The sequence below is a fragment of the Bradyrhizobium sp. BR 10289 genome, from assembly GCF_019455385.1.
Taxonomy (GTDB): domain Bacteria; phylum Pseudomonadota; class Alphaproteobacteria; order Rhizobiales; family Xanthobacteraceae; genus Bradyrhizobium.
This window is the reverse complement of record NZ_JACOFR010000017.1, coordinates 47,156-71,839: the sequence shown is the minus strand read 5'-3', so window position 1 is coordinate 71,839 and position 24,684 is coordinate 47,156. Positions and strand designations below refer to the sequence as shown.

Genomic DNA, 24,684 nt, shown 5'->3' with positions numbered 1-24,684 from the left:
CGCGCTAAGCCTTAGGCGCGGTCGCTGTAGGCGAGCTTGACGATGTGGTCGCGGATGTCGGTCGGCCAGTCCGCGATCAATCCGGTGAACCGTCGCCGGTCATCCGCGAACAGCGCACGCGAGGCTTCCTCGAACTGCGGCAGATTGCCGGCCATGGTCGACATGAAGTGATAGGCCGCATCGCGCGCCTGCCGCTCGCGGTCCTTGTCACCGCTGACACGCCGCGCCTCGTCGACGAGCTTTCGCAGCGCGACCGAGGCGCCGCCGGGCTGGGCCGCGAGCCATTCCCAGTGTCGCGGCAACAGCGTGACCTCGCGCGCAACTACGCCGAGTTTTGGCCGGCCGCGGCCGCGCGGCTCGCTCGGCGCCGCGGTCTCCGCGACCGGCGGCGGGATCAGCTTCGCCAGACGCGCCAGCACCTCGCGATCCCCGCCACGCAGATCGAAGTCGATCGACCGGCCGGTGGCGTCCTCGAAGATGATGATGGGCTCGTCCGGCCGCGGCGCGACGCGCTTGACGACCAGCGCGACTTCGCCGGCCGACCCCGAGGTCAGGCGGCGCGGGCCCTGGAAGGCGGTGAACGTCTTTTGCATTGGAATCATTGCCATATTGACGACGACATGGGCGACTTAATACCCGGGTAAATTAGTGGAGTCAATATACCCGGATGAAAATATCTGCCCCCGGACGGCTCGACATTGCAGTCCCGGGCTGGCACGAACGCGGCCGACCGACCACGCCTAGCCCGGGGACCACGCGATGCTGACCGTTCACCACCTCAACAATTCCCGATCGCAGCGCGTGCTGTGGCTGCTCGAGGAGCTGGGCGTGCCCTACGAGATCGTGCGCTATCAGCGCCAGCCCGACATGCGCGCGCCGAAGGAGCTGCGCGCCATCCATCCGCTCGGCAAGTCGCCCGTGATCACCGACAACGGCAACACCATCGCTGAATCAGGCGCGATCATCGAGTATCTCGTCGCCACTTACGGCAATGGCCGGCTGATCCCGCCGCCTGATACGCCGGAGCGGCTGCGCTTCACCTATTGGCTGCACTACGCGGAGGGCTCCGCGATGTCGCCGCTGCTCCTGAAGCTGCTGTTCACGCTGATGCCGAAGCGCGCCCCGGCCTTGCTGCGCCCGCTGGTGCGCAAGGTCTCGAACCAGGCGCTCACCGCGCTGGTCAATCCGCAGATCAAGCAGCACATGGATTATTGGGAAGGCGAACTCGGCAAGAGCGAATGGTTCGCCGGCAACGAATTCACCGCCGCCGACATCCAGATGAGCTTTCCGCTGGAAGCAGCCCAAGCGCGCGGCGGGCTCGAGCAGGGCCATCCCAAGGCGATGGCGTTCCTGGAGCGCATCCATGCGCGTCCGGCCTATGCGCGTGCGCTGGAAAAGGGCGGGCCGTATCAGGTGGGGCGGTAAGCTTCCTCACCGCCCCGGCATGAGCTGTCAGTCCGCGTGCAACACGCGGCCGCGCGTCTCCGGCAGCGCGAAGGCCGCGATGAAGAACACCGCGTAAGCCACCACCGCGAAGATTGCGATCGCATTCGCCAGCGACGTCGACGCCGAGAGCGCGCCGACGAGGAACGGAAACAACGCGCCGATGCCGCGGCCGAAATTGTAGCAAAAGCCCTGGCCGGAGCCGCGCAGCCGCGTCGGATAGAGTTCTGTCAGGAACGCGCCGATCCCGGAGAAATAGCCGGAGGCGAAGAAGCCGAGCGGGAATCCGAGCAGCCACAGGATCTCGTTGGTCAGCGGCAGCTGCGTGTAGAGCAGCACCACCGCCATGGCGCCGATCGAGAAGATCAGGAACAGGTTGCGCCGCCCGATCCGGTCGGCGAGCCAGGCGCCGGTGAGATAGCCGATGAAGGAGCCGATGATCAGCGTCGAGAGATAACCGGTCGAGCCGACGATCGACAGGTGCCGCTCCTTGGTCAGGAATTGCGGCACCCAGAAGGTGACGGCATAGTAGCCGCCCTGGCAGCCCGTCGCCATCAGCGACGCCAGCACCGTGGTCTTGACGATGGGGAAGGTGAAGATCTCCCAAAGCTTCGGATGACTGCCGGTTTCCGCATGCCTGGCGCGGGCTTCGGCCGCGATCTCCGGCTCGGTGACGGAGCGGCGGATGTAGAACACCAGCAGCGCCGGCAGCGCGCCGATCACGAACATCCAGCGCCACGCGGTCTCGGCCGGCAAAGCTGAAAACAGGATCGCCTGCGACAGCACGGCGAGACCCCAGCCGACCGCCCAGCCTGACTGCACCGAGCCGACCGCGCGTCCCCGATATTGCGGCCGGATCGCTTCGCCCATCAGCACGGCGCCCGCGGCCCACTCGCCGCCGAAGCCAAGCCCGAGCACGGCACGCGCGATCAGCAGCTGGTCGAAATTCTGCACGACCGCACAGACCAGCGAGAAGAACGAGAACCAGATGATGGTGACCTGAAGCGTCCGGACGCGGCCGATATGGTCGGAGAGATAGCCGCCGAGCCAGCCGCCGATCGCGGAGGCCAGCAGCGTCACCGTGCCGGCAAGGCCGGCGGAGGCCGCATCGACCTTCCACAGCGCGATGATGGTGCCGATCACCAGCGGATAGATCATGAAGTCCATGCCGTCGAGCGCCCAGCCTGCCGCGCAGGCCCAGAACGTCCGCCGCTCCGGCCCGTTCATGTCGCGATAGAAGGCGAGAAGGCTGGTGTCCTCGATCTCGGCGCGTTCGATGCGCTGGTTCGGATCGGCTGTGGTCATGTGCGTTTCCCCGGCAGTTTCTTTTGGCCGGGCGGTGGTAGCACGCGCGCCGGCGAGCGCAAGCGGATGGGCGCTGCCGTGCCATGCAGAGGCAGGGTTACTGTCCTGCTGCCTCTGCGCCACGTGTACGCGGATCGGGCGCGCCGAGCGGCCCGTTCGGCGTGACAGCGATGGTGTTGGCCGAGGTCTGCCCCATCGGCTCGACGATGACGTGGTCCATCGCCTTCAGCCCTGACAGGACCTCGTCGGGAAAGCCGGGCTCGATGCGCACCTCGTCCGGCAGCCATTGATGATGCAACCGTGGCGCAGCGACAGCGGCGGCAACGTCCATCTTGTAATCGAGAACGTCGACGATCACCTGAAGCGTCGTCGAGATGATGCGACTGCCGCCGGGCGATCCCGTCACCAGCACCGGCTTGCCGTCCTTGAGTACGATCGTCGGCGACATCGAGGACAGCGGCCGCTTGCCGGGGCCGGGCAGATTAGCCTCATAGCCGACGAGGCCGTAGGCGTTGGAGGCGCCGACTGCCGCGGTGAAATCGTCGAGCTCGTTGTTGAGCAGCACGCCGGTGCCCTCGGCGACGAGGCCGACGCCATAGCTGAAGTTGAGCGTGTAGGTGTTGCTGACCGCGTTGCCGCGACTGTCGACGACGGAGTAGTGCGTGGTGTTGGTGCCCTCGCGCGGCGCGGGAGGAGCGGACACGATCTGCTTCGACGGTGTGGCGCGATCGGTGGAAATGCCGGCACGCAGTTTGGCGGCATAGTCCTTTGCCGTCAGGGTTTCGATCGGCGCGTTGACGAAGGCGGGATCGCCGAGATAGCGCGCACGGTCCGCATAAGCACGCTTCATGGCTTCGATCAGCAGATGCAGCGATGCCGGCGAACCCTGCTTCAAATCGGCGAGCTGAAAGCCTTCGAGGATGTTGAGCGTCTCGACCAGCACCACGCCGCCGGAGGACGGCAGCGGCATCGAGACGATGTCGTAGCCCCGATAAGTGCCGCGCACCGGCGCGCGGATCACCGCCTGGTAGGATTTCAGATCCGCGGGCGTCATGATGCCGCCGGCATCGGAGACGGCCTTGGCCAATTTTTCCGCGACCGGCCCTTCATAGAAGCCACGCGGACCTTGCGCCGCGATGGCCGACAGGGTTTCGGCGAGATCACTCTGCACCAGACTGTCGCCCTCACCGAGCGACGTGCCATCAGGTCGAGAGAAGATCCTTGCCGAGGAGGGCCAGCGGGCGAGCCGCCTGTGCCAGCCCGGCAGCGTGTCGGCCATGTCGTCGGTGAGGACAAAACCGTCGCGGGCGAGCGCGACCGCGGGCTCAAGCAGTTGCGCCAGCGTGAATTGGCCCGAACCATACTTCTCCAATGCCAGCGCAAGGCCGGCAACGGTGCCGGGCACGCCGATTCCGAGCGCGGAATCCCGTGACTTCGCCGCATCCGGCTTGCCGTCCGCGCCGAGGAATATCTGCGGTGTGGTCGCGGCCGGCGCGGTCTCACGATAGTCGATCGTGATGTCTTCGTGACGTTCGGCCGAATGGATCACCATGAAGCCGCCGCCGCCGATATTGCCGGCGCGCGGATAGGTCACTGCCATCGCAAAGCCGGTGGCGACCGCGGCATCAACTGCGTTACCGCCGCGTCGCAGGATGTCGGCGCCGACCTGCGCCGATATCTTCTCCTGCGCCACCACCATGCCGTGCTCGGCGGCAACGGCATGCACCGTGTCGAGGGCAGGCGGCATATAGGCCCGCCGCGCATCCTGTGCGGACGCAGGGGCAAGACCAAACGCAAAGGTGGCGATGACTGCAACAAATCTCCGCCGTGTCGAAAATGACGACATCATCAAGCTTCCGTCGTAGTGGTCAGCCAGTTCACACGCGTCGCAGCAATGCTATACGGTTTGCCCCGAGAGCGGCAAAACTGTTCGTGATGAGGACTTTGGAATGACGACGATCGCCCCGGATGCGCGCATGGCGGGCGCACCACGGACCTATCCCCCGCGTTCGGCCGTCATCAGCTGGATCTTTTTCGACTGGGCTGCGCAGCCATATTTCACGCTGATCACGACTTTCGTGTTCGCGCCCTATTTCGCCACCAGCGTCGCGCCAGATGCTGCCACCGGCCAATCGCTGTGGGGCTTTGCGATGGCGGCCGCGGGCCTCGCCATTGCATTGATGTCGCCGATCCTGGGCGCCATCGCGGATGCCTCGGGCCGCAGGAAGCCGTGGATCGCAGGCTTCGGCGCCCTGCTGGTGCTGGCGTCCTGCACGCTGTGGATCGGCAAGCCCGGCGATCCCTCCATCATTCCGCCGCTGCTGACTGCGGTCGCGCTCGCAAGCGTCGGCGCCGAATTCGCCACCGTCTTCAACAATGCGATGATGCCGACGCTGGTGCCGCCGGATCGGATCGGCCGGCTCTCCGGCACCGGCTGGGCCACCGGCTATATCGGCGGCATCGTCAGCCTGATCATCGTGCTCGGTTTCCTCGCCGCCAATCCCGAGACGGGACGCACGCTGCTCGGTTTCAAGCCGCTGTTCGGGCTCGATCCCGCAACCCATCAGGGCGACCGCGCCGCGGGGCCGCTGACGGGATTGTGGTTCATCATCTTCGTGACGCCGCTGTTTCTGTTCACGCCGGATTATCCGGCAAAACGTCCGGTGCGCGAGGCGCTGCGCGCAGGCCTTGCCGAGCTGAAGCAATCGATCCGGAGCCTGCCGCGGCAGAAGTCCCTCGCTGCATTCCTGCTCGCCAACATGATCTACACCGACGGCCTGGTGTCGCTGTTCGCATTCGGCGGCATCTATGCGGCCGGCACCTTCGGCTGGCACACGATCCAGATCGGCACATTCGGCATCATCCTGGCGATCGCCGGCACCTTTGGCGCATGGCTCGGCGGCAAGCTGGACGATCGGCTCGGGCCGAAGCGCGTCATCGCCGGCAGCATGCTGGTGCTGCTGCTGTCGGTGGCGGCGATCCTGCTGGTCGAGAGGGATTCGATCTTCTTCATCAAGGTTGCGCCGCCCGAGCCCGGCGGCGCGCTGTTCGCGGCCGCCGCCGAGCGCGCCTATGTTGTGCTCGGTTGCCTGATCGGCGCGGCCGGCGGCCCGCTCCAGGCAGCATCACGCACGCTGCTGATCCGCCTCGCACCGAAGGATCGCATCGCGCAGTATTTCGGGCTGTTTGCGCTGACTGGAAAAGTCACGTCGTTCATCGGCCCGCTGCTGATCGGCGTGATCACCGCGGCTACCGCAAGCCAGAAGGCCGGCATGGCCGTGCTGGTGGTGTTTTTCGTGACGGGGCTGGGGTTGTTGATGCGGGTGCGGGAGTAGCATCCCCACGTAATTCCGGGGCGCGCCACTTGGCGCGAGCCCGGAATCCATTTCTCCGGACGGGACGCTGCACGATGGATTCCGGGCTCGCGCTTCGCGCGCCCCGGAATGACGGCGCCTCAGTGCCTGAAGTGCCGCGTGCCCGTGAACACCATGGCGATGCCGTGCTCGTCGGCGGCCTTGATCACTTCGTCGTCGCGCATCGAGCCGCCGGGTTGCACCACGGCGGTGGCGCCGGCCTCGATGCAGGCGAGCATGCCGTCGGCGAATGGGAAGAACGCGTCCGACGCCACGACCGAGCCCTTGGTGAGCGGCTCGGCAAGCTTCAGCTCATGAGCTGCATCCTGCGCCTTGCGCGCCGCGATCCGGGCTGAGTCCACCCGGCTCATTTGGCCGGCGCCGATGCCGACGGTGGCGAGATCTTTGGCGTAGATGATGGTGTTGGACTTGACGTGCTTGGCGACCCGGAACGCGAACTTCAGGTCGCGCATTTCGGCGTCTGTCGGCGCGCGCTTGGTCACGACCTTGAAGGTCATATCGTCGACCACGGCGTTGTCGCGGCTCTGCACGAGAAGACCGCCGGCGACCGTCTTGGCGGTGAGGCCGGGCGCGCGCGGATCGGGCAGGCTCCCGGCGAGCAGCAGGCGCAGATTCTTCTTTCCGCCGATGATGGCGATCGCCTCCTCGCTGGCGTCGGGCGCGATGATCACCTCGGTGAAGATCTTGGTGATCTCGCGCGCGGTGTCGGCATCGAGCGCTCGGTTCATCGCGATGATGCCGCCATAAGGGGAGACGGAATCGCAGGCGAACGCCTTACGATAGGCGTCGACGAGGTTCGCGCCCTCCGCGACGCCGCAAGGATTGGCGTGCTTGACGATCACGCAGGCCGCCGTGCGCCGGGGGTCGAACTCGCCGATGCACTCATAGGCGGCATCGGTGTCGTTGATGTTGTTGTAGGAGAGCTCCTTGCCCTGCACCTGCCGTGCAGTTGCGACGCCCGGACGCTTGTCGGGGGTCGCGTAGAATGCCGCGGTCTGGTGCGGGTTCTCGCCGTAGCGCAGCGACTGGATCAGTCTGCCGCCGAAGGCGCGGAAGTCGGGCGCCTCGATCTCGAGCTGGCGGTTGAACCAGTTCGAAATCGCGGCATCATAGGCCGCGGTGCGCGCATAGGCCTTGGCGGCCAGCCGCCGGCGCAGTTTTAGCGTGGTCGCGCCGTTGTTGGCGGCGAGTTCGTCGAGCACCGCCTTGTAGTCGTCGGCCTCCACCACGACGGCGACGTCGTCATGGTTCTTGGCGGCGGCGCGGATCATCGCGGGGCCGCCGATGTCGATGTTCTCGATGCAATCCTCGAAGCCCGCACCTTTGTCGACGGTCGCCTCGAACGGATAGAGATTGACGACGAGCAGGTCGATCGGCGCGATGCCATGCGCCTTCATCGCCTCGGCATGTTCCTTGTTGTCGCGGATCGCGAGCAGGCCGCCATGCACCTTGGGATGCAGCGTCTTGACGCGGCCGTCCATCATCTCGGGGAAGCCGGTGAGGTCGGACACGTCCTTCACCTGGAGGCCGGCCGCGGCAATTGCCTTCGCGGTGCCGCCGGTCGAGACCAGCTCGACATCATGCGCAGCGAGCGCTTTTGCGAATTCGATCAGGCCGGTCTTGTCGGAAACGGAGAGAAGGGCGCGGGTGACGCGGCGGGGATGGTCAGTCATGAGCAAGATCCTCTGTCTTAGGAGTGTCTATGCCCAGGCGCGCGGCAGATATGTGTCGCGCTTCCCGATGGTGCTCCATCCAAGGTCGCCAGTCGCGCGAACGAGCGCTCGATAGCAGCTTTTGGCCGTTTTCACAACGGCCGGATATGCCCGAATTGCGTGCGCTTACAGCGGAAGTTCCGGCTCGCGCCGGGCGTTGCGGCGGGCATTGGTCACCGCCGGCGAGGCTGTGGAGCGCACAAAGCTCCAGCGGATCGAGGGGGCCTGCCGCGCATCCTGCCGGATCACGATCTGGGCGGTGCGGCGCGGGCCGTCATTGCCGGCCAGGAACACGCTGTCCTCGAGATCGACCTTGTCGTCCAGGGCTTCAAAGGTCCAGACGTCGCGGTTCGGCAGCACCAGCATCACGCCCCGCGCATCCGACAGCCGGCTCGCCTTCACCGCGGGATGCAGGTGGAAGCGCAGCGCGAAATCGGCGTCCGCGCCCTTGAAGCGCCCGCCCTGCGGCGGCGACAGCGTATCCTCGCCGTCGATCCGCGCACCGTCATTGGCGACCATCAGCACGCGGCGATGGATCGCGCCGAATTTGGCGAGATAGCCGTCATGCGAGGTCGTGAGCAGCGTGCCGTTCTGCACCACCTCGCGATAGCTCTCGACTTCGACAGGGCCGCTGGTGATCGGCGATCCGTGCAGCAGCCGTTTCATCGCCGACATCTCCACGAACTGGCATGAGGACTTCTCATGATAGGTCAGCGTCGAATGTGCGGCGGTGCCGCGCGCGAACGGCCGCCAATTGTCGCGCCCCGTGGTCGGCATGCCGCAATTGGTGACGATGCGGCTGATGCCGGACGACAATTCGAACGACAGGCAGCCGGCATGGGCATCGTGGCTGACGCCGGCCGGCGGCGGCGGGCCGGTGTCGATGATCAGCGTGGTCTGGCCGGCGTCGAGGCGCTGAAAGCCGGTATGCGGCATGTTCGCCATCGGTGCGCCGTGGGTGTCGTCATAGGCGAGCAGGGTCGCGAGCAGGTCTGACGGCGTGGCGCTCATGCCGTTGAACAGCGCGAAATTGCCGTCGCCGTGCCGGAAGAAGCGCAGCATCGGCATCATGCGGTCGATCGCATTGAGCAGTGCCGGCGGCGGGGCAATGTTGCGCGCGGCAAAGGTCTGCCGCAGCGGCAAAAGGTCGATCAAGAGCTCGATCAGCGCGCCCGGATTGCGGGAGATGTGACCGCCGTCGGGCAGGATCTGCCGCTGCAATTCGTCCGAGAGTTTTTTCGAGGCGCTGCGGATGTGCCGAGCCTGGTTGGCGAGGCACAGCGCCGCGTAGCACAGCGCGATCAGCACCTGCAGCTTTGGCACGCCGTCCGGAATATCCACCATCGTGTAACGCAGGAAACGAATCTCGCGGGCGAGCGCACGTAGGTAACGGCGATAGAATTTGTTGTCGGTGTCGTTGAGCACCAGCGGCGCCTGCGACAGCAGCGAGATCACGCGCCGCGCCAGTACGTCGGCGCGGCGCGCGACGGGGCGGCGCTTGTTGGCGGGGTTGGCGATCCAATCTTCGACCAGCGCGCGCGCATTGGCCCGTGTCAGCGCGGTGTCGGCGGCGCGCAAGTGCCGCAACCAGCCGAAGCCGAGCAGCGCGACTTCCCAGTCCTCCGACGGCGGCTCGAGGTCGAAGATCGAGCGGCCATGGCAATTGACGATTTTGCCGGCGAAGACGAAGCGGCCGGCATAGATCTCGGCGGCACGGGTCGCATCCGCCGTGCGCAAATCATGCGGCGCGATGATCAGCCGGTCGGTACGGCCGGGCCAGACCCGCGACAGCGCAACGGAACCGCCGCTCGCGCGCGCAAGCATGTTCCGCGCGAAGCGGTTCATGACCAGCGTCGAGATACGTCTGCGTTGAGCGACCGACACGCCTTGCCTTGAAGGGGGAGAGGATTCCGACGAATCCTTATTAATCCCAAAATCGGACGGCTGACACCACCCTGAACGGGACGAATCAGCGTCGGGATTGCAAAAACCGGTGCAAAATCAGGATTTAACGAGCCGGGCCGCGAAAAATCCATCGAGCCCGCCGAGCTTGGGATCGGCGTTCGGCAGGTGGCTGGGCAGTGTGCGCAGGTCGCCGTCTTCGGTGATGATTTCGCTGAGGCCTGCGACTTCCGATGCCTCGATCGGAACGCGGCGAAGCGCGGGCTCGGCGGCCAGCAGGGTGGCGATCGCCTGCTCGCCCTCCTCGGGTTCCAGCGAACAGGTGCAGTAGATCAGCGTTCCGCCCGGCTTGAGCAGCGAGACGGATTTCTTCAGCAACCGCTGCTGGAGTGCGGTGAGGGCGGCGATATCGGATTCCTGCCGGAGCCAGGCCACATCCGGGTGGCGGCGGATCGTGCCGGTCGAGGTGCAGGGCGCATCGATCAGGATGCCGTCAAAACCCTCGGCCGGGCCGGCCCATTCCACGGCGTCGGCAACGACGGTCTCGGCCTGGAGCGACAAGCGCGTCAGATTCTCGCGCAAGCGCGCCACCCGGGCGGGCGACCGGTCGATCGCGGTGACATGCGCGCCTGCCAGCGCCAGCTGCGCGGTCTTGCCGCCGGGAGCAGCGCAGAGATCTGCAATGGACTTGCCCTTGATGTCGCCGAACAGCCGCGCCGGCAGCGCGGCTGCGGCGTCCTGCACCCACCATTGTCCTTCGGCAAAGCCGGGCAGCATGGTGACCGAGCCGTGCAACAACATCCGCACCGTTCCGGTCGGCAGCGTCTCGCCATGCAGCCGGCTCGCCCATTGTGCGGCGTCCGACTTCACGGTGAGGTCAAGCGATGGCTCATGACCGAGCGCCAGCGCCATCTCCCGCGCGGTCGCCTCGCCGTAATGCGCGCTCCAGCGCGCGAGCAGCCACGGCGGCAGGTCGAGCGATTGCGCCGCGACTTCCTCGACCAGCGCCTGGCCTTCACGTGCGCAGCGGCGCAGCACGGCATTGACGAGGCCGGCATAGCGCGCGGCGCGGCGGTCGGATTGCACGAGGCGGACGGAAAGATCGACCGCGGCATGATCGGGCACATCCATCCAGAGAATCTGCGCGGCGCCGATCAGCAGCGCGCTCTGCGCGCGCGGCGCGTCGGAGGGAACACCCTTGTCGAGCAGGCGGGACAGCACATGGCCGAGCGTGCCGAGCCGGCGCAAAACGGTCGCGACCAGACGGCGCATCAGCGCGCGGTCGCGATCGGCCAGCGTCTTCAGTCCGGGGTGGGCGCCGCCACCGTCAAGCTGGTCGTCGAGCGTGCGGTGCTTGTGCAGCACGCCGTCGACGATATCGGCGGCAATCCGCCGCGCCGCGAGACCAGGCACTTCGGACGGAGGGGCGAAACGTTGAGAAGGCATGCGGTAGCAAGGTTCTGAGCCAGCGGCAGTTCCGCCGCGATCGGCGCATGCCTTGAGAAGCCGATCTCTGGCACGCGAATATGCCAAATGTAAGAATCGCTTCCGGTTTTTTCAGCCCTCCGGACCCGATTTCAGGAATGCGTTATTGGCCATCGCGCTGCGGGCCGTCCTGCGCTAAAGAGCTGGCCATGAGCGACCAGCCTCCCGTTCCCGATCGCAAACAGCTCCCGCCGGCCGCCCAGCGCGCGCTGGCTGAAGCCGAGGCGCGCCGGCAGGCGGCCTTGGCCGAGGCCAAGGCGCGCCCGAAAGAGCTGCAGGGACCGAAGGGTCCCGAGCCCACCCGCTATGGCGACTGGGAAACCAAGGGTATCGCGTCGGATTTCTGAGTCTTCTGCCGGATTCCGTTCAGCCGTTACAGGTAATGGTGCTCGCGCAAGTAGCGGATGATGCGCTCGCAGGCGGCCTCGCTCGACAGTTCCGACGTGTCGATGGTGATCTCCGGCGCCTGCGGCGCCTCATAGGGCTGGTCGATGCCGGTGAATGCCGGCAGCTCGCCTGCCCTCGCCTTGCGATAGAGCCCCTTGGGATCACGACGCTCGCATTCGGCGAGCGGGGTTGCGACGTGGATCTCGATGAACTCGCCGGCTTCCACCCGCTGACGCGCTGTCTCTCGCTCGCTGCGGAACGGGGAGATCAGCGCCACCAGCGCGATCATGCCGGCGTCGACGAACAGGGCCGCGATCTCGGCGACACGCCGGACATTCTCTATCCTCTCGGTGCTGGAAAAGCCGAGATCGCGATTGATGCCGTGGCGGAGATTGTCGCCGTCGAGCAATGCGGCGTGGCGTCCGAGCTCGGCAAGCCTGCGGTCGACCAGATCGGCGATGGTCGATTTGCCGGCGCCGCTGAGGCCGGTGAACCAGAGCACGCAGGGCCGCTGTTGCTTCAACCGCGCCCGCACCGATTTGTCGACTGCGAGGCGCTGCCAATGAATGTTGGTGGCCCCGCGCAGCGACAGGTCGATCATTCCCGCGGCGGCGGTTCGATGGCTGATCGGATCGACGAGGATGAAGCTGCCCATCTCGCGGTCGTCGCGATAGGTCTCGAACACCAGCGGACGGTCGAGCTTGAGATGGACGTAGCCGATCTCGTTGACATCGAGCGTGGCGGCGCTTTCCTGCGCCATGGTGTCGATGGCGATGCGGTGCTTGAGCGTCGTGATCACCGCACCGGTCGAGGCCGTTCCGCATTTCAGCACGTAGCGCCGGCCCGCAACCATGGCCTCGTCGTCGAACCAGACGAGATGGGCGGCGAGCTGGTCCGAGACCAGCGGCGCGGGCCCGGCGCTCAGCACATCGCCGCGACTGACGTCGATCTCGTCGGCGAGGGTCAGCGTGATGGACTCGCCTGCCGTCGCACGATCGCATTCGCCTGTGGGTGTGAGAATCCGCGCGACGCGCGTCCGAAGGCCTGACGGCTGCACGGCGATGGTCTCGCCGGTCGCAATCGTCCCGCTCGCGATCCGTCCGCTAAAACCGCGAAAATCCGCATGCGGCCGGTTGACCCATTGCACCGGCAGCCGGAACGGCCGCTGCGAGACATCGCCGGAGACGTCCACTGATTCCAGGTAGGCTGTCACGGTCGGGCCCGTGTACCAGGGCATCCGCGTGCTCGCCGCGACGATATTGTCACCGCCGGGCGCTACCACCGGGATGCACTGGACCTGCGAGATCCCGAGCTGCCCGGCCAGGGTCAGATATTCGGCCGTGATGGCCGCAAAGCGGTCGCCGTCGAATCCGATCAGATCCATCTTGTTCACGGCGACCACGACGTGGCGGATGCCGAGCAGCGACAGGATGTGGCTGTGGCGCCGGGTCTGCGTGATCACGCCCTTGCGCGCGTCGACCAGCACGATGGCGAGATCGGCGTTGGAGGCACCGGTCGCCATGTTGCGCGTGTACTGCGCATGGCCGGGCGTATCGGCGACGATGAAGCGGCGCAGCCTGGTCGCGAAGAACCGGTAGGCGACGTCGATGGTGATGCCCTGCTCGCGCTCGGCCTGCAGGCCGTCGACCAGCAGCGCGAAATCGAGATCGCCGCCGGTGGTGCCTGATGTCTTGCTCTCCGAGGCCAGCGCGTCGAGCTGGTCGTCGAGCAGCGTCTTGGAATCGTAGAGCAGGCGGCCGACCAGCGTGCTCTTGCCGTCATCGACGCTGCCGCAGGTGACGAAACGCAATGTCGGGCGATCGTCCTGGTCCAGCCGCGGTGCATCGATCGCGGCGATCGTCGGAGCCTCGTGATAGGACATCAGAAATATCCTTCCGCCTTCTTGCGCTCCATCGACGCAGGACTGTCCCGGTCGATCATACGTCCCTGCCGTTCGGAGGTGCGCGAGGCCATCATCTCCTGCACGATCTCGGGAAGTGTTGCCGCCGTCGAGGCCGTTGCCCCGCTGAGGGGATAGCAGCCGAGGGTGCGAAATCTGACGGAGTGCCAGCGCGGCGCTTCGCCCGGATGGAGCGGTATCCGCTCGTCGTCCACCATGATCAGCGCGCCGTCGCGCTCGACCACCGGCCGTTTCGCAGCGAGATACAGCGGCACGATCGGGATATTCTCGACCAGGATGTAGTCCCAGATGTCGAGCTCGGTCCAGTTCGACAACGGAAACACCCGCATGCTTTCGCCCGGCGCGAGCAGCGTGTTGTAGAGGCTCCACAGCTCCGGCCGCTGATTCTTCGGGTCCCAGCGATGGGCCGTGCTCCGGTGCGAGAAGACGCGCTCCTTGGCGCGCGACTTCTCCTCGTCACGCCGTGCGCCGCCGATCGCGGCGTCGAAGCCGTGAAGGTCCAGCGCCTGCCGCAACGCCTGCGTCTTCATCACGTCGGTGTAGCGGGCCGAGCCGTGGGTGAAGGGGGTGATGCCCTGACTGAGGCCGTCCTGGTTGGTATGGACGATCAGATCGAGGCCGAGCTCGCGCGCACGCCGGTCGCGAAACGCGATCATCTCGCGGAACTTCCAGGTGGTGTCGACATGCAGCAGCGGAAACGGCGGCTTGCCGGGATGAAATGCCTTCATCGCCAGATGCAGCAGGACCGATGAATCCTTGCCGATCGAGTACAGCATCACCGGCTTGCGGAACTCGGCGGCCGTCTCGCGCAGGATGTGGATGCCCTCCGCTTCCAGCCGTCGAAGATGGCTGGTGGGGCTGCGGTGCTGCTTGCCATCGGCCATGCCGGGGACGGCTGGCGCGTCGATCGTGGGCACCTCCAACATGGTCATGCGGCCGCAGCGAACCAATTGCCAAACAGCTTCGCCGACGTCGCCCGAGTGAGGTCGAGATCGTCGACGCAGCCAGAAACCGAAGCGCGATAGGCGTCGTTGACGCCGCAACACTCAAGAATGTCCAGGACCCTCTCGCTCAGCGAGGACGTCGCGCGGCGTTGGTAGCGGTAGGCTGTATCGGAGGTGTGCAGATTGGGGACGTCGTAAATGATCGCCTCGCTTGGCCATATAACTCGCGTGTTATCGGCTTGGTCCGGTCCTGTCTCCCGCCAGCACGTCACCGCCTTTTCGGCAAAACTGTTCGAAAGACCGAGTCGGTCGAAGAGGATGCGCACCGATGATACGGGCTCCTTGCTCACCTCATAGACGTAACGGGTGACCGGAATGCCGTGTCGCCTGGCGTAATTCTCCACCCGCACGGCGTTGAGCGCAGCGGCAACGTAGTTGTGGACCAGCGTTTTTTCAGAAGCGCGGCCCGACCATTTTTCGATCCACGACGCCAGTGAACTTGCCGGTTCGCGATCGAGCATGATGCAATGGAGCCGGTCTCGCGGATAGCCCGCATCAATCAATATCTGTAGTGGATTGAACAGACTTTCCGCGAGCACATAGGGCCCCATCGTCTCCTTGCTGAAGATATTCGGACAATCGCTTGCAGAGGGCACGATCCAAGGTCTCATTGAGCCGCCCACCATTGCATCGCGCAGGATGGCTTTCACCGGCTGGTAGTATGAGGGCATTCCCATCGTGCCAAACAGGTTGGTCAGCGCCGTCGATCCGACGCGGCATTTCCCCCATGCGAAATGCAGCATCGGAAAATCGTGTGCCGGCCGCTGCTGAAAGCTTGCGGAAAGGCACTCAGTGACTTCCCGCATCAAAGTCTTGAGACTGACTGTTCTGGTTTGGAATTCGCCAACTGGCGAGAGCGACATGACGTCGAGCGAGCTGTGCTCCTGGCGTATCAGATCGGCCATTTGTTGCAGGGAATCGGCGAAGACCTGGTTGTTGTTCATTGGGGCTCCCTGGAACAGATACCGCTGGCGACGATGATCGCGCTTTTCGGGATGCAGCCAACCTACAGTTGTCTTCTGGTTGCCGTCAAACCCGGGCATTACCGGGGTTGCGACGGGCGAGCATCGACGCGATGCTCGCCCGTCGCCGCAAATCAAGCCGCGCGGACCGTCGCGAGGAACTTCTCGACCTCGGCTTTCAGGAGTCCGCTCTCGCTGGAGAGCGAGCGCGCCGATGACAACACCTGTCCGGACGCAGCGCCGGTGGCGCTGGCGCCCTGGCTGACCTGAGCGATCTTGTCCGCAACTTCGACGGTTCCTTTCGCTGCCTCGTTGACATTGCGCGCAATCTCGGCCGTCGCAGCACCCTGCTCTTCAATGGTTGCAGCGATGGTCGTCGAGATGTCCGAGATCCTGGCGATGGTGGCGCCGATCTCCTTGATCGCGCCAACGGAGTCTTGCGTCGCGCTCTGCATGCCGGCGATCTGCGCGCCTATTTCTTCCGTGGCCTTCGCGGTCTGTGCCGCCAGCGCCTTGACCTCGCTCGCGACCACGGCGAAGCCGCGGCCGGACTCGCCGGCGCGAGCCGCCTCGATGGTGGCGTTCAGCGCCAGCAGGTTGGTCTGCTCCGCAATCGCGGTGATCAACTTGACGACGTCGCCGATCCGGCCCGCAGCCTTGAGCAATTCGTTGATCTGCGCGTCGGTGCGCTCGGCCTGCCTCACCGCTTCGCCGGCTATGCGGCTGGAATCGTGCACCTGCCGGCCGATCTCGACAACCGACGTGCTCATCTCTTCTGCGGCGGAAGCCACAGCGCCGACATTGGCGGAGGCCTCTTCGGAAGCTGCGGCCACCATCCCGGAGAGCTGCTCGGTTTCTTCGGCGGTTCCCGACAGCGTGCCGGCTGCGGATTCGAGTTGCTTGGAGGCCGACGACACCGAGTTGATGATGCTGCCGACCGCTGCTTCGAACGCACCGGCGAGCTTCATCATCTCATCCTTGCGCCGGGCGGCGGCTGCGGCCTCCAGATCCTTCTGCTCGGCTTCCATCTGCTCGATGCGGATCAGATTGTCCTTGAAGGTACGGGCCGCACGAGCGTTGTCCCCGATTTCGTCGCCACGAGTCGTGAAGGGAATCTCGATGGCCTTGTTGCCGTCGGCGAGCTGCAGCAGCACATTGCCAATATGCCGGATCGGCCGGGCGATGTTCAAGACCGCGAAGACCGCGGAACCGATCAGCGTCAACATGACGGCTACGCCGATCATGAGCGCCAAACTGGCGGTAGAATCCAATTCCGCCAGCACCTGACTCTGACGCCTGGCCGCGTATTCGTTGGCGATGTCCACTCCTTTGTCGATGGCAGCGTTGACTTGCCCAGCCGCCGGGAACGTACGCTCGTTGAGAACGCGGGCCTTCGCCGCTTCCGCCTCGGCCTTGGCCCCCCCATTGGCGCCAATGACGCGCTTTTGCGCCTCCGCAAGCTCGATGGCGCTGGTCAGATAGACGTCGACTGCTTGCCGGGCCGCCTGATAGGCATCCTTTGTAAACTGTTGCTTGGCCCGATCGCGCGCAGCATCAATCTCCGTGTCTGCTTTGGTCACGTTGGCGCGGAGAACCTGAAGGAGTTCGTCGATTCTTGCGACTGATTGTTCGGACGCGACCTCAAGAGCGGTTGTCTGCGCCCGCGCTATCGCTGTCTGCGCCGACTGCGCATTGCCCTTGTTGAGATAGTTGAGAATCAACAAGCCGTTGGATGCAACAATCGACCGATTACCCAACGCCTGATTGACCAGCATGCCACCGACCAGCAGAATGCTGACCGCTGAGACGATACCCAGCTTTGTTCCGATACGTAATTTGAAGGATGCCATCGCGAACCCCTGTCCCAGCAATTACCCAGGCCAGTTGGCAACCAAAAATTGAAATTCACGTAAATGAATCGCAACTTTGTGCGAAGTTGGCACGGAACATTGCCACATCTGGTGGTAGAATTACGGGATCGTGCTGCTTCAGCCAATCGTGATCATCCGCAACGAGGCTGGTGAGGCGATAAGAGCGTCGTTCGGCGTGTGGATGCTGCGGCAAAAAGCAAGCCGCCCCGGAAGCGCGGCATCGACGCCGTCTGTGCTCACGACCATTGTGGTGGCGAGCGAAGCGTGGCTGCAGAGATCGGAAATGGAACCTACTTAGACGGGTATATGCATTGAATGTCGTTGACACATCTTGAGATAGCAATAGCCTATGGACAGGTGAAAGAATCTTGAGCGGAGCCGACGACCGCCGCGCCTTCGAGCTGTCGGAACCACTCGCGCCGTAACGATCTTTCCGTCGCCAACGTTGTGCGAATTCGGCTTAGCCCCGGTCTCCGAGAGAGATGCTAACGCCCCAATTGAAAGTGAAATCAACCACAGCACCCGGACTTCCATCGATGTCGACAGCCGCGAAACCCGCCCATTCCTTTCACAACCCACTCTTCTCGAGTATCACGCACGTCAGACTGCTCGCACGAGTCGATCGCACCATGGCCGTTGCACGTGCCATCGAACGACTCATCCGACCCGGAATGCGCGTGCTCGACGCCGGCTGTGGTACCGGGCTCATGTCGTTCCTCGCTGCGAAGGCGGGCGCTTCTGAGGTCGTTGCGATCGATCGCGAGAACGTGGAGCTCGCGCGCGCCCTCGCCGGGGAGAATGGTCTTTCAAACAAGATCCGCTTCGTCGAAGGCGATCTCACGACCCAGTCTCGCGACACGCTCAATGGCGGCTTCGATGCCATTATCGCCTTCGTCTATACGAATCATCTCGTTGTCGACGAGGCTCGCTCAACGCTTGTTTACGCTTTGCGCGAGCAATTCGGTGGGCCGAATTGCATCATCATACCGGACCGGGTTCGCTATTCCGGTGTTGCTTGCGAATGGCCCGGTGTCGACGCCGGTACTGAACTGGATGATCTGCGCCGCACCATTTCCGATATGGAAAAGCGGTATCAGCTTAGCTTGACGACGCTGTTCGAGGCGGCGCGCATGGAGTTACAGCACACGATGGCGCGCCCGCGCATCAGCGCTGACTACGAATGGTCTCCATCGTGGGGAAGTGGAGGTTATCGTTATCTGCGCGGCGCATTCCGCAAACTGAGCAGAGAAAGCCAGGTTGCCGACATCAACTACGGTGCTGAGCCGCAAACGGCACCTTATCCAGGCGAGTTGAGCCTCGACCTTGTCGCGCCGGGCTTATGCAATACCATCCTTTGGACACAGGAACTCTGGTCCGACAGCCATCTGCTATGGACTGCAGAGCATATGAGCACTCTTGCCACGGCCGTCGCCCTCGAAGCTAGCGACCGGCTCGTGGTAAGGCTCGATGCAGCTTGGCGTAAAACCAACTCGATCGGAGATGCCGCTCGCATAGAGCGGGTGAGTTAATCGACAACGGGAGCGTTGTGGCTGCCTATTCCGTCGTGCCTGGAATAGCGTTCTCGGCATAGGTGGAATTTACGACTGATCACGATCCGAACGATGCGCGCGTTGGCAGCAGGCCGCGCGTCCGACCGTGCCTTGCCGTCATCCCCGACTCAGCCCTAGCATCGGTTGATGCGTTTCCAGGATCGCCCAAATTCTTATCGACCGCGGTTCGGCGGCGCGCCGTTCGGTCGGCGCTTCTCCGGATTGCTGCCGTGGATGTTCGTCGTCGGCGTTGCGGTCGCGATCGTGCTCACGTTCCGGCACGGGACCAATTGGCCCATTCCGCATGCAGACGACGGACAGTCGCGGGATGCCGAGATTGTTCTCCAGCAGGCCGGCCACCCCGATAGCCGCGAGGCGGTCGACGTCATCCGCACGATCGACGGCGACACCTTTCTGGCGCGTGTTCATCCGCGCGACGGCCGGGATCTCGTCGTCCGCGTTCGCCTGCGCGGAATCGATGCACCCGAGATGAAAGCATCCTGCCAGGAGGAACTGGACAAGGCTGAAGCCGCCGGCGATGCGCTCCGCAACCTGCTCGGTCAGGGCGGCGTGACGATCTACAATCTTGGCCAGGACAAATATGGCCGCGTTCTCGCCGACGTTGCGACGAGGCGCACGGCTAACGTTTCGGCCGCATTGCTCGCAGGCGGTTACGTGCGCAGCTACAATGGCGGCCATCGTGACGGTTGGTGCGGACGCCGCTGGCGCTTCTGGTAACAAAAAGCCGCGTCTAATGAGGCGGCTTTCTTATTCCGTTCCGATTTGGCTACCAGTTCTTGGCGATCAGCGCGTCACGACCACCGTCGTGCCGACCGAGACGCGGCTGTAGAGATCGGTGATGTCGTCGTTGAGCATGCGGATGCAGCCATAGGAGACGAAGCCGCCGATCGAGCCCGGCACGTTGGTGCCGTGGATGGCGTATTCGCCGCCGGCCAGCGTCATCGCCGCAACGCCCATCGGGTTGCGGGGCGAGCCGCCGGGAATGACGTCAGGAATGCTGGGCTTGTCGCGCTTCACTTCCGCGGGCGGCGACCAGGCCGGGTTGCGATATTTGCCGTCGATGCGGGTGGTGCCGGCCCACTGCTTGCCCGACTTGCCGACGCCGACCGGGTAACGCACGGCCTGGCCGTTGCCGACGATGAGATAGAGCCGCCGTTCGCTGGTCTTCACCACGATGGTCCCCGGCGAATAGTCGGCCAGATGCGTTCCGACCATTTCCGGCCGGGCCTCGGCCGCCGTCGACATCAAGACTCCGGCCCCGATGGTGGCGGCCAGCGCCACAGCAATCCTCATCGACATCGATTTCCCCTTCCCCCGAACGGGTCGTCCATAATCTACGCAAAACCGGCAATTGCCCGCTCGTCCCGACAATCTTAACCGCGCCTGTTAACCGGATGGTTTCCACGCGCCCACGCCAAGGACGAGCCAGCAGGGGGAACAAAGGAAATGTTCAAAACAAAGTAAATGACCTGAAAACAACACTCGGCCGGAAAGATGCGGCCACACTTACTCAAGCCCTGACAAGCGCGTGAGGATGTGAATGGGGGTTGTTTTGAGGATGGCCTACAGTTGGTCTCGTGTCCCGGACGCGGCGCAGCGCGTAGCGCTGCGATGCAGAGCCGGGACCCAGGAGGCCGCACGCTCGGCCGTCAGATGGGCCCCGGCTCTGCAGCGCACCGCTGAAGGAGCGCTGCGCTGCGTCCGGGGCACGAGAGCGTGCCTCAAGCCGGTTTCTTGTTCTGCCGGTTCTTGACGAGGTCGTCGACCACGGCGGGATCGGCCAGCGTCGAGGTGTCCCCCAAGCTGCCGGGCTCGTCCTCGGCGATCTTGCGCAGGATGCGGCGCATGATCTTGCCGGAACGGGTCTTGGGCAGGCCCGGCGCGAACTGGATCTGGTCCGGCGAGGCGATCGGCCCGATCTCCTTGCGCACCCAGGTCACGAGTTCTTTGCGCAGATCGTCGGTCGGCTGCACGCCGGCCATCAGCGTGACATAGGCATAGATGCCCTGGCCCTTGATGTCGTGAGGGAAGCCGACGACGGCCGCTTCCGAGACCTTCTCGTGTGCGACCAGTGCGCTCTCGACTTCCGCGGTGCCCATGCGGTGGCCCGAGACGTTGATGACGTCGTCGACGCGGCCGGTGATCCAGTAATAACCGTCGGCATCGCGGCGGCAGCCGTCGCCCGTAAAATACTTGCCCTTGTAGGTAGAGAAGTAGGTCTGCTCGAAACGAGCATGGTCGCCATAGACCGTGCGCATCTGGCCGGGCCAGGAACGGGTGAGACACAGATTGCCGGTGGTCTCACCTTCCAGCACCTTGCCGTCGGCATCCACGATCTCGGGGACCACGCCGAAGAACGGCTGCGTCGCCGAGCCCGGCTTCAGCTTGGTCGCGCCCGGCAGCGGCGTGATCAAAATGCCGCCGGTCTCGGTCTGCCACCAGGTGTCAACGATCGGGCAGCGATCCTCGCCGACGACGCGGTGATACCACTCCCAGGCCTCGGGATTGATGGGCTCGCCGACCGAGCCGAGCAGGCGGAGCGAGGCGCGCGAGGTCTTCTTCACGGGCTCGTCGCCGCCTTGCATCAGCGCGCGGATTGCGGTCGGCGCGGTGTAGAAGATGTTGACCTTGTGCTTGTCGATGACGTTCCAGAACCGCGAATTATCCGGATAATTCGGCACGCCCTCGAACATCAGCGTGGTCGCGCCGTTCGCCAGCGGCCCGTAGAGAATGTAGCTGTGGCCGGTGACCCAGCCGACGTCGGCGGTGCACCAGTAGATGTCGCCGTCGTGATAATCGAACACGTACTGATGCGTCATCGACGCGAACACGAGATAGCCGCCCGAGGTATGCAGCACGCCCTTGGGCTGGCCGGTCGAACCTGACGTGTAGAGGATGAACAGCGGGTCCTCGGCATGCATGTGCTCGACCGGGCATTCCGTCGTCACCATCGCCGCCGCCTCGTGGTACCAGAGGTCACGGGTCGGATTCATGTCGATCTTGCCGCCGGTGCGCTTGACCACGACAACCCAGTCGACGCCGTCGGCTTTTGCCAGTGCGGCGTCGACATTGGCCTTCAGCGGCACCTTCTTGCCGCCGCGCAGGCCTTCATCCGCGGTGATGATGACCTTGGATTGGCAGTCGTTGATGCGCTGGGCGAGTGAATCAGGCGAGAAGCCCGCGAACACCACCGAGTGGATCGCGCCGATCCGCGCGCAGGCCAGCATGGCGTAGGCCGCTTCGGGGATCATCGGCAGGTAGATGGTGACGCGGTCGCCCTTCTTGACGTTGCGGGTGCGCAGGATGTTGGCCATCCGGCAGACCTCGTCGTGCAGCTCCTTGTAGGTGATGTGCTTGGACTGCGAGGGGTCGTCGCCTTCCCAGATGATCGCGGTCTGGTTGGCGCGCTTGGCGAGGTGCCGGTCAATGCAATTATGGGCGACGTTGAGGATCCCGTCCTCGAACCATTTGATCGAGATGTTGCCGGGCGCGAAGGAGACGTTCTCGATTTTGGTCGGCGCGTGCATCCAGTCGATGCGCTTGGCCTGTTCGGCCCAGAACGCGTTGGGGTCCGCGATCGAGCGGGCGTACATGTCCTTGTACTTGGCTTGGTCGACCCAGGCGCGCTTGGCCCATTCCGCGGGGACGTCGTAGATCTTCTCGGACATGTTTCCCTCCACATACGGCAAGCCGAGCACATATGACTGGCGCGCCGACTTCATCGTTGAACGATTATGCGTCGGGCTAACCGGACCCGACAAGGAGCACAAGCTGGACCTTCGGCGAGCCGCCGGCCATGCGGAGGATCAAGCCGCGCAGGCCGGCTGTCGCAAATCTGAAACAGGCAGGTCAGCGGCTTTCGGCTCTTTACCCAAATCCCCGGAAGAGGGCCGCGCAGGGCGCCCATGCGTGGCGAGAGGTATTTAGAAACCGCTTCTCACGATTCGGGACTCGCAATGGGGTTCGGAACACCCTAAGTGGCTAAGCCGGGTCCGGAAGAGGCCACGTGGAACAAACATCAGAACAGCGGCATTGAACGGTAACAGACAGGGCCAAGGCTTAACACTATGATGGATCAGCAGAATCTCGGGACGATGCGGCCCGCTTCAGCCGATCCTACGGCCATTGCGCTGGCCAAGGCCCTCGGACAATGGCCGAAACCGGCCCGTTCCACCCGTCCCAGTCCGAAAAAGGTCTTTGATTCAGCCTCCCCGGCCGCGGTCGAGGAGCTGGCCAAGGAGCTGGGCCTCCGGCTCGGCGACCAGAACGAGCTGACCATCCGCCGTATCCGCCGCGGCAAGGGCTATTCCTTCGTCCGCCCCAACGGTGCCCATATCCGCGACGCCCGCACCATCCGCCGCCTGCACGCCATGGCGGTGCCGCCGGCCTATCGCGAGGTGCGCTACTCCGCCGATCCGAACTCGCATTTGCAGGCCGTCGGCCGCGATGCCGCGGGCCGGCTGCAATATCGCTATCACGCCGATTGGGAGAAGGTCCGCGAGCACCGCAAGGCGCATCGCCTGGAGAAGCTCGTCGGCGCGCTGCCAAAAATCCGGCGCAAGGTCTCGGCGTTCCTGTCCGGCGACGAGCCGACGCGCGAATTCGCGCTCTCGGCGGTGATCGAACTGATCGCGCGCACCGCGATCCGCCCCGGCAACGAATCCTATGCCCGCCTCAACGGTACCCGCGGCGCCACCACTCTGCTGAAGTCCAACGTCACGCTGGAAGACGATTGCTTCGTACTGACCTTCAAGGCCAAGGGCGGCAAGGCGGTGCGGAAAGAGTGCGACGCCGCCAAGCTGGTGCGCGCCATCGGCATTCTGCAGGGCGTCCCGGGAAAGCGCATGTTCCAGTATCGCGATGCCTACGGCATCGTGCGTGCGGTCAGCACCACGCAGGTGAATGCGTTCCTGCGCGAGATCGCCGGCATCAAGATTTCGCTGAAGGATTTCCGTACGCTGATGGCTTCCGCCGTTGTCGTGGAATCGCTGTCGCGGATCACGCCGGCGACCAGCCAGCGCGGCCGCAAGAAGCAGGTGCTGGACGCGATCCGCGCCGCCGCCGACAAGCTCTCCAACACGCCGGCGATCTGCCGCAAGAGCTACGTCCACGACACCATCGTCACCGCGTTTGAAGAGGGCATCCTCGAGCGTTTCGCTGCGACCATGAAGGGCCAGCGCTCGCAGGCTCGGCGCGAGCAGCTGCTGGCGCAGGTGGTAGCGACCGCGGCGGTTTAGCGCGATGCCGTAAGTGGGCAAAGGCGCGAAGCGCCGTGCCCACCACCTCTCTCAGAAAAGTACGTGGGCGCTGCGTCCGCGGCTCTTAAACCCCGCCCATCTTGCAGACCAGCTTCCACTCCTCGGCCGTCACCGGCTGCACCGACAGGCGCGAATATTTCACCAGCGCCATGTCCTTGAGCTTCGTCTCAGCCTTGATCGCGGCCATCGTCACCGGGGTCTTTAACGGCTTATCGGCCTTGATGTCGACGCAGACGAATTTTTCGGTCTTGTCGGTCGGGTCGGGATAGGCCTCCTTGATGATCTCGGCGATGCCGACGATCTCCTTGCCCTCGTTGGAATGGTAGAAGAACGCCTTGTCGCCCTTCTTCATCGCCACGAGATGTTGCCGTGCGGTGTAATTGCGCACACCGGTCCAGGCCTCGCCCTTGGCACCCTTCGCGACCTGCTGGTCCCAGGACCACACCGATGGTTCGGATTTCACCAGCCAGTAGTTCATCGCCAACCTAC

General features: G+C 64.5%; 19 protein-coding genes and 1 riboswitch. Of the genes, 6 read left to right on the top strand and 13 right to left on the bottom strand.

Annotation, left to right across the window (positions count from 1 at the left end):
* Positions 1–11: 11 nt before the first annotated feature.
* A complete protein-coding gene (locus tag HYH08_RS25025; protein WP_220012503.1) occupies positions 12–608 on the bottom strand; it encodes a DUF2239 family protein in 597 nt (198 codons plus the stop codon).
* A 151-nt stretch (positions 609–759) separates the two neighbouring features.
* On the opposite strand from HYH08_RS25025, the gene HYH08_RS25020 reads away from it, so the two are divergent.
* Positions 760–1,425: a glutathione S-transferase family protein gene (locus HYH08_RS25020; protein ID WP_220012502.1), complete on the top strand. Its 666-nt coding sequence runs from the start codon at positions 760–762 to the stop codon at positions 1,423–1,425.
* 27 nt (positions 1,426–1,452) lie between these two features.
* Here HYH08_RS25020 and HYH08_RS25015 read toward each other — a convergent pair whose 3' ends face one another.
* Both HYH08_RS25015 and ggt read right to left on the bottom strand, forming a co-directional pair.
* The gene (locus tag HYH08_RS25015) at positions 1,453–2,748 is read right to left on the bottom strand and encodes an MFS transporter (RefSeq protein WP_220012500.1); all 1,296 of its coding nucleotides are present in this window, start codon (positions 2,746–2,748) and stop codon (positions 1,453–1,455) included.
* 97 nt (positions 2,749–2,845) lie between these two features.
* Positions 2,846–4,597, bottom strand: a complete 1,752-nt coding sequence (ggt, locus tag HYH08_RS25010; protein ID WP_220012499.1) for a gamma-glutamyltransferase — start codon at positions 4,595–4,597, stop codon at positions 2,846–2,848.
* Positions 4,598–4,697: 100 nt separating this feature from the next.
* On the opposite strand from ggt, the gene HYH08_RS25005 reads away from it, so the two are divergent.
* Positions 4,698–6,083, top strand: coding sequence for an MFS transporter (locus HYH08_RS25005; RefSeq protein WP_220012498.1), 1,386 nt, complete (start codon positions 4,698–4,700; stop codon positions 6,081–6,083).
* A 119-nt stretch (positions 6,084–6,202) separates the two neighbouring features.
* Here HYH08_RS25005 and purH read toward each other — a convergent pair whose 3' ends face one another.
* The 3 genes from purH to HYH08_RS24990 all read right to left on the bottom strand — a co-directional run bounded on the left by purH (position 6,203) and on the right by HYH08_RS24990 (position 11,182).
* Positions 6,203–7,795, bottom strand: a complete 1,593-nt coding sequence (purH, locus tag HYH08_RS25000) for a bifunctional phosphoribosylaminoimidazolecarboxamide formyltransferase/IMP cyclohydrolase (RefSeq protein ID WP_220012497.1) — start codon at positions 7,793–7,795, stop codon at positions 6,203–6,205.
* 24 nt (positions 7,796–7,819) lie between these two features.
* A riboswitch (ZMP/ZTP riboswitch) is annotated at positions 7,820–7,901 on the bottom strand.
* 59 nt (positions 7,902–7,960) lie between these two features.
* A complete protein-coding gene (locus tag HYH08_RS24995) occupies positions 7,961–9,679 on the bottom strand; it encodes a heparinase II/III family protein (protein ID WP_220012496.1) in 1,719 nt (572 codons plus the stop codon).
* Positions 9,680–9,835: 156 nt separating this feature from the next.
* Positions 9,836–11,182 (bottom strand): RsmB/NOP family class I SAM-dependent RNA methyltransferase, encoded by a 1,347-nt coding sequence (locus tag HYH08_RS24990; protein ID WP_220012495.1) that lies wholly within the window; start codon positions 11,180–11,182, stop codon positions 9,836–9,838.
* A gap of 188 nt (positions 11,183–11,370) precedes the next feature.
* Between HYH08_RS24990 and HYH08_RS24985 the strand changes: the two genes are divergently transcribed.
* A complete protein-coding gene (locus tag HYH08_RS24985) occupies positions 11,371–11,568 on the top strand; it encodes a DUF1674 domain-containing protein (protein WP_220012494.1) in 198 nt (65 codons plus the stop codon).
* Positions 11,569–11,594: 26 nt separating this feature from the next.
* Here the strand turns inward: HYH08_RS24985 and cysN are convergent, their stop codons facing one another.
* From cysN to HYH08_RS24965, 4 genes are all read right to left on the bottom strand, one after another.
* Complete coding sequence (cysN, locus tag HYH08_RS24980) at positions 11,595–13,490, bottom strand: sulfate adenylyltransferase subunit CysN (RefSeq protein WP_220012493.1); 1,896 nt, start codon at positions 13,488–13,490, stop codon at positions 11,595–11,597.
* Complete coding sequence (gene cysD, locus HYH08_RS24975) at positions 13,490–14,413, bottom strand: sulfate adenylyltransferase subunit CysD (RefSeq protein ID WP_228748052.1); 924 nt, start codon at positions 14,411–14,413, stop codon at positions 13,490–13,492. Before cysD ends, cysN begins: the two co-directional genes overlap by 1 nt.
* 44 nt (positions 14,414–14,457) lie before the next feature.
* Positions 14,458–15,477, bottom strand: a complete 1,020-nt coding sequence (locus HYH08_RS24970; protein ID WP_220012491.1) for a sulfotransferase family protein — start codon at positions 15,475–15,477, stop codon at positions 14,458–14,460.
* Between the two features lie 152 nt (positions 15,478–15,629).
* Positions 15,630–17,345: a methyl-accepting chemotaxis protein gene (locus tag HYH08_RS24965; RefSeq protein WP_220012490.1), complete on the bottom strand. Its 1,716-nt coding sequence runs from the start codon at positions 17,343–17,345 to the stop codon at positions 15,630–15,632.
* Between the two features lie 650 nt (positions 17,346–17,995).
* Here HYH08_RS24965 and HYH08_RS24960 point away from each other — a divergent pair.
* Positions 17,996–18,895, top strand: coding sequence for a methyltransferase domain-containing protein (locus HYH08_RS24960; RefSeq protein ID WP_249782291.1), 900 nt, complete (start codon positions 17,996–17,998; stop codon positions 18,893–18,895).
* 168 nt (positions 18,896–19,063) lie between these two features.
* The gene (locus HYH08_RS24955; RefSeq protein ID WP_220012487.1) at positions 19,064–19,654 is read left to right on the top strand and encodes a thermonuclease family protein; all 591 of its coding nucleotides are present in this window, start codon (positions 19,064–19,066) and stop codon (positions 19,652–19,654) included.
* A 66-nt stretch (positions 19,655–19,720) separates the two neighbouring features.
* On the opposite strand, the gene HYH08_RS24950 is transcribed toward HYH08_RS24955, so the two are convergent.
* Both HYH08_RS24950 and acs read right to left on the bottom strand, forming a co-directional pair.
* The gene (locus tag HYH08_RS24950; protein ID WP_220012486.1) at positions 19,721–20,236 is read right to left on the bottom strand and encodes a L,D-transpeptidase; all 516 of its coding nucleotides are present in this window, start codon (positions 20,234–20,236) and stop codon (positions 19,721–19,723) included.
* Between the two features lie 422 nt (positions 20,237–20,658).
* Entirely contained in the window at positions 20,659–22,605 is a 1,947-nt protein-coding gene (gene acs, locus HYH08_RS24945; protein ID WP_220012484.1) for an acetate--CoA ligase, read from the bottom strand.
* 399 nt (positions 22,606–23,004) lie between these two features.
* Between acs and HYH08_RS24940 the strand changes: the two genes are divergently transcribed.
* Complete coding sequence (locus HYH08_RS24940) at positions 23,005–24,174, top strand: DNA topoisomerase IB (protein WP_220012483.1); 1,170 nt, start codon at positions 23,005–23,007, stop codon at positions 24,172–24,174.
* Between the two features lie 85 nt (positions 24,175–24,259).
* Here the strand turns inward: HYH08_RS24940 and HYH08_RS24935 are convergent, their stop codons facing one another.
* Positions 24,260–24,673, bottom strand: a complete 414-nt coding sequence (locus tag HYH08_RS24935; protein ID WP_220012583.1) for an EVE domain-containing protein — start codon at positions 24,671–24,673, stop codon at positions 24,260–24,262.
* Between the last annotated feature and the right edge of the window lie 11 nt (positions 24,674–24,684).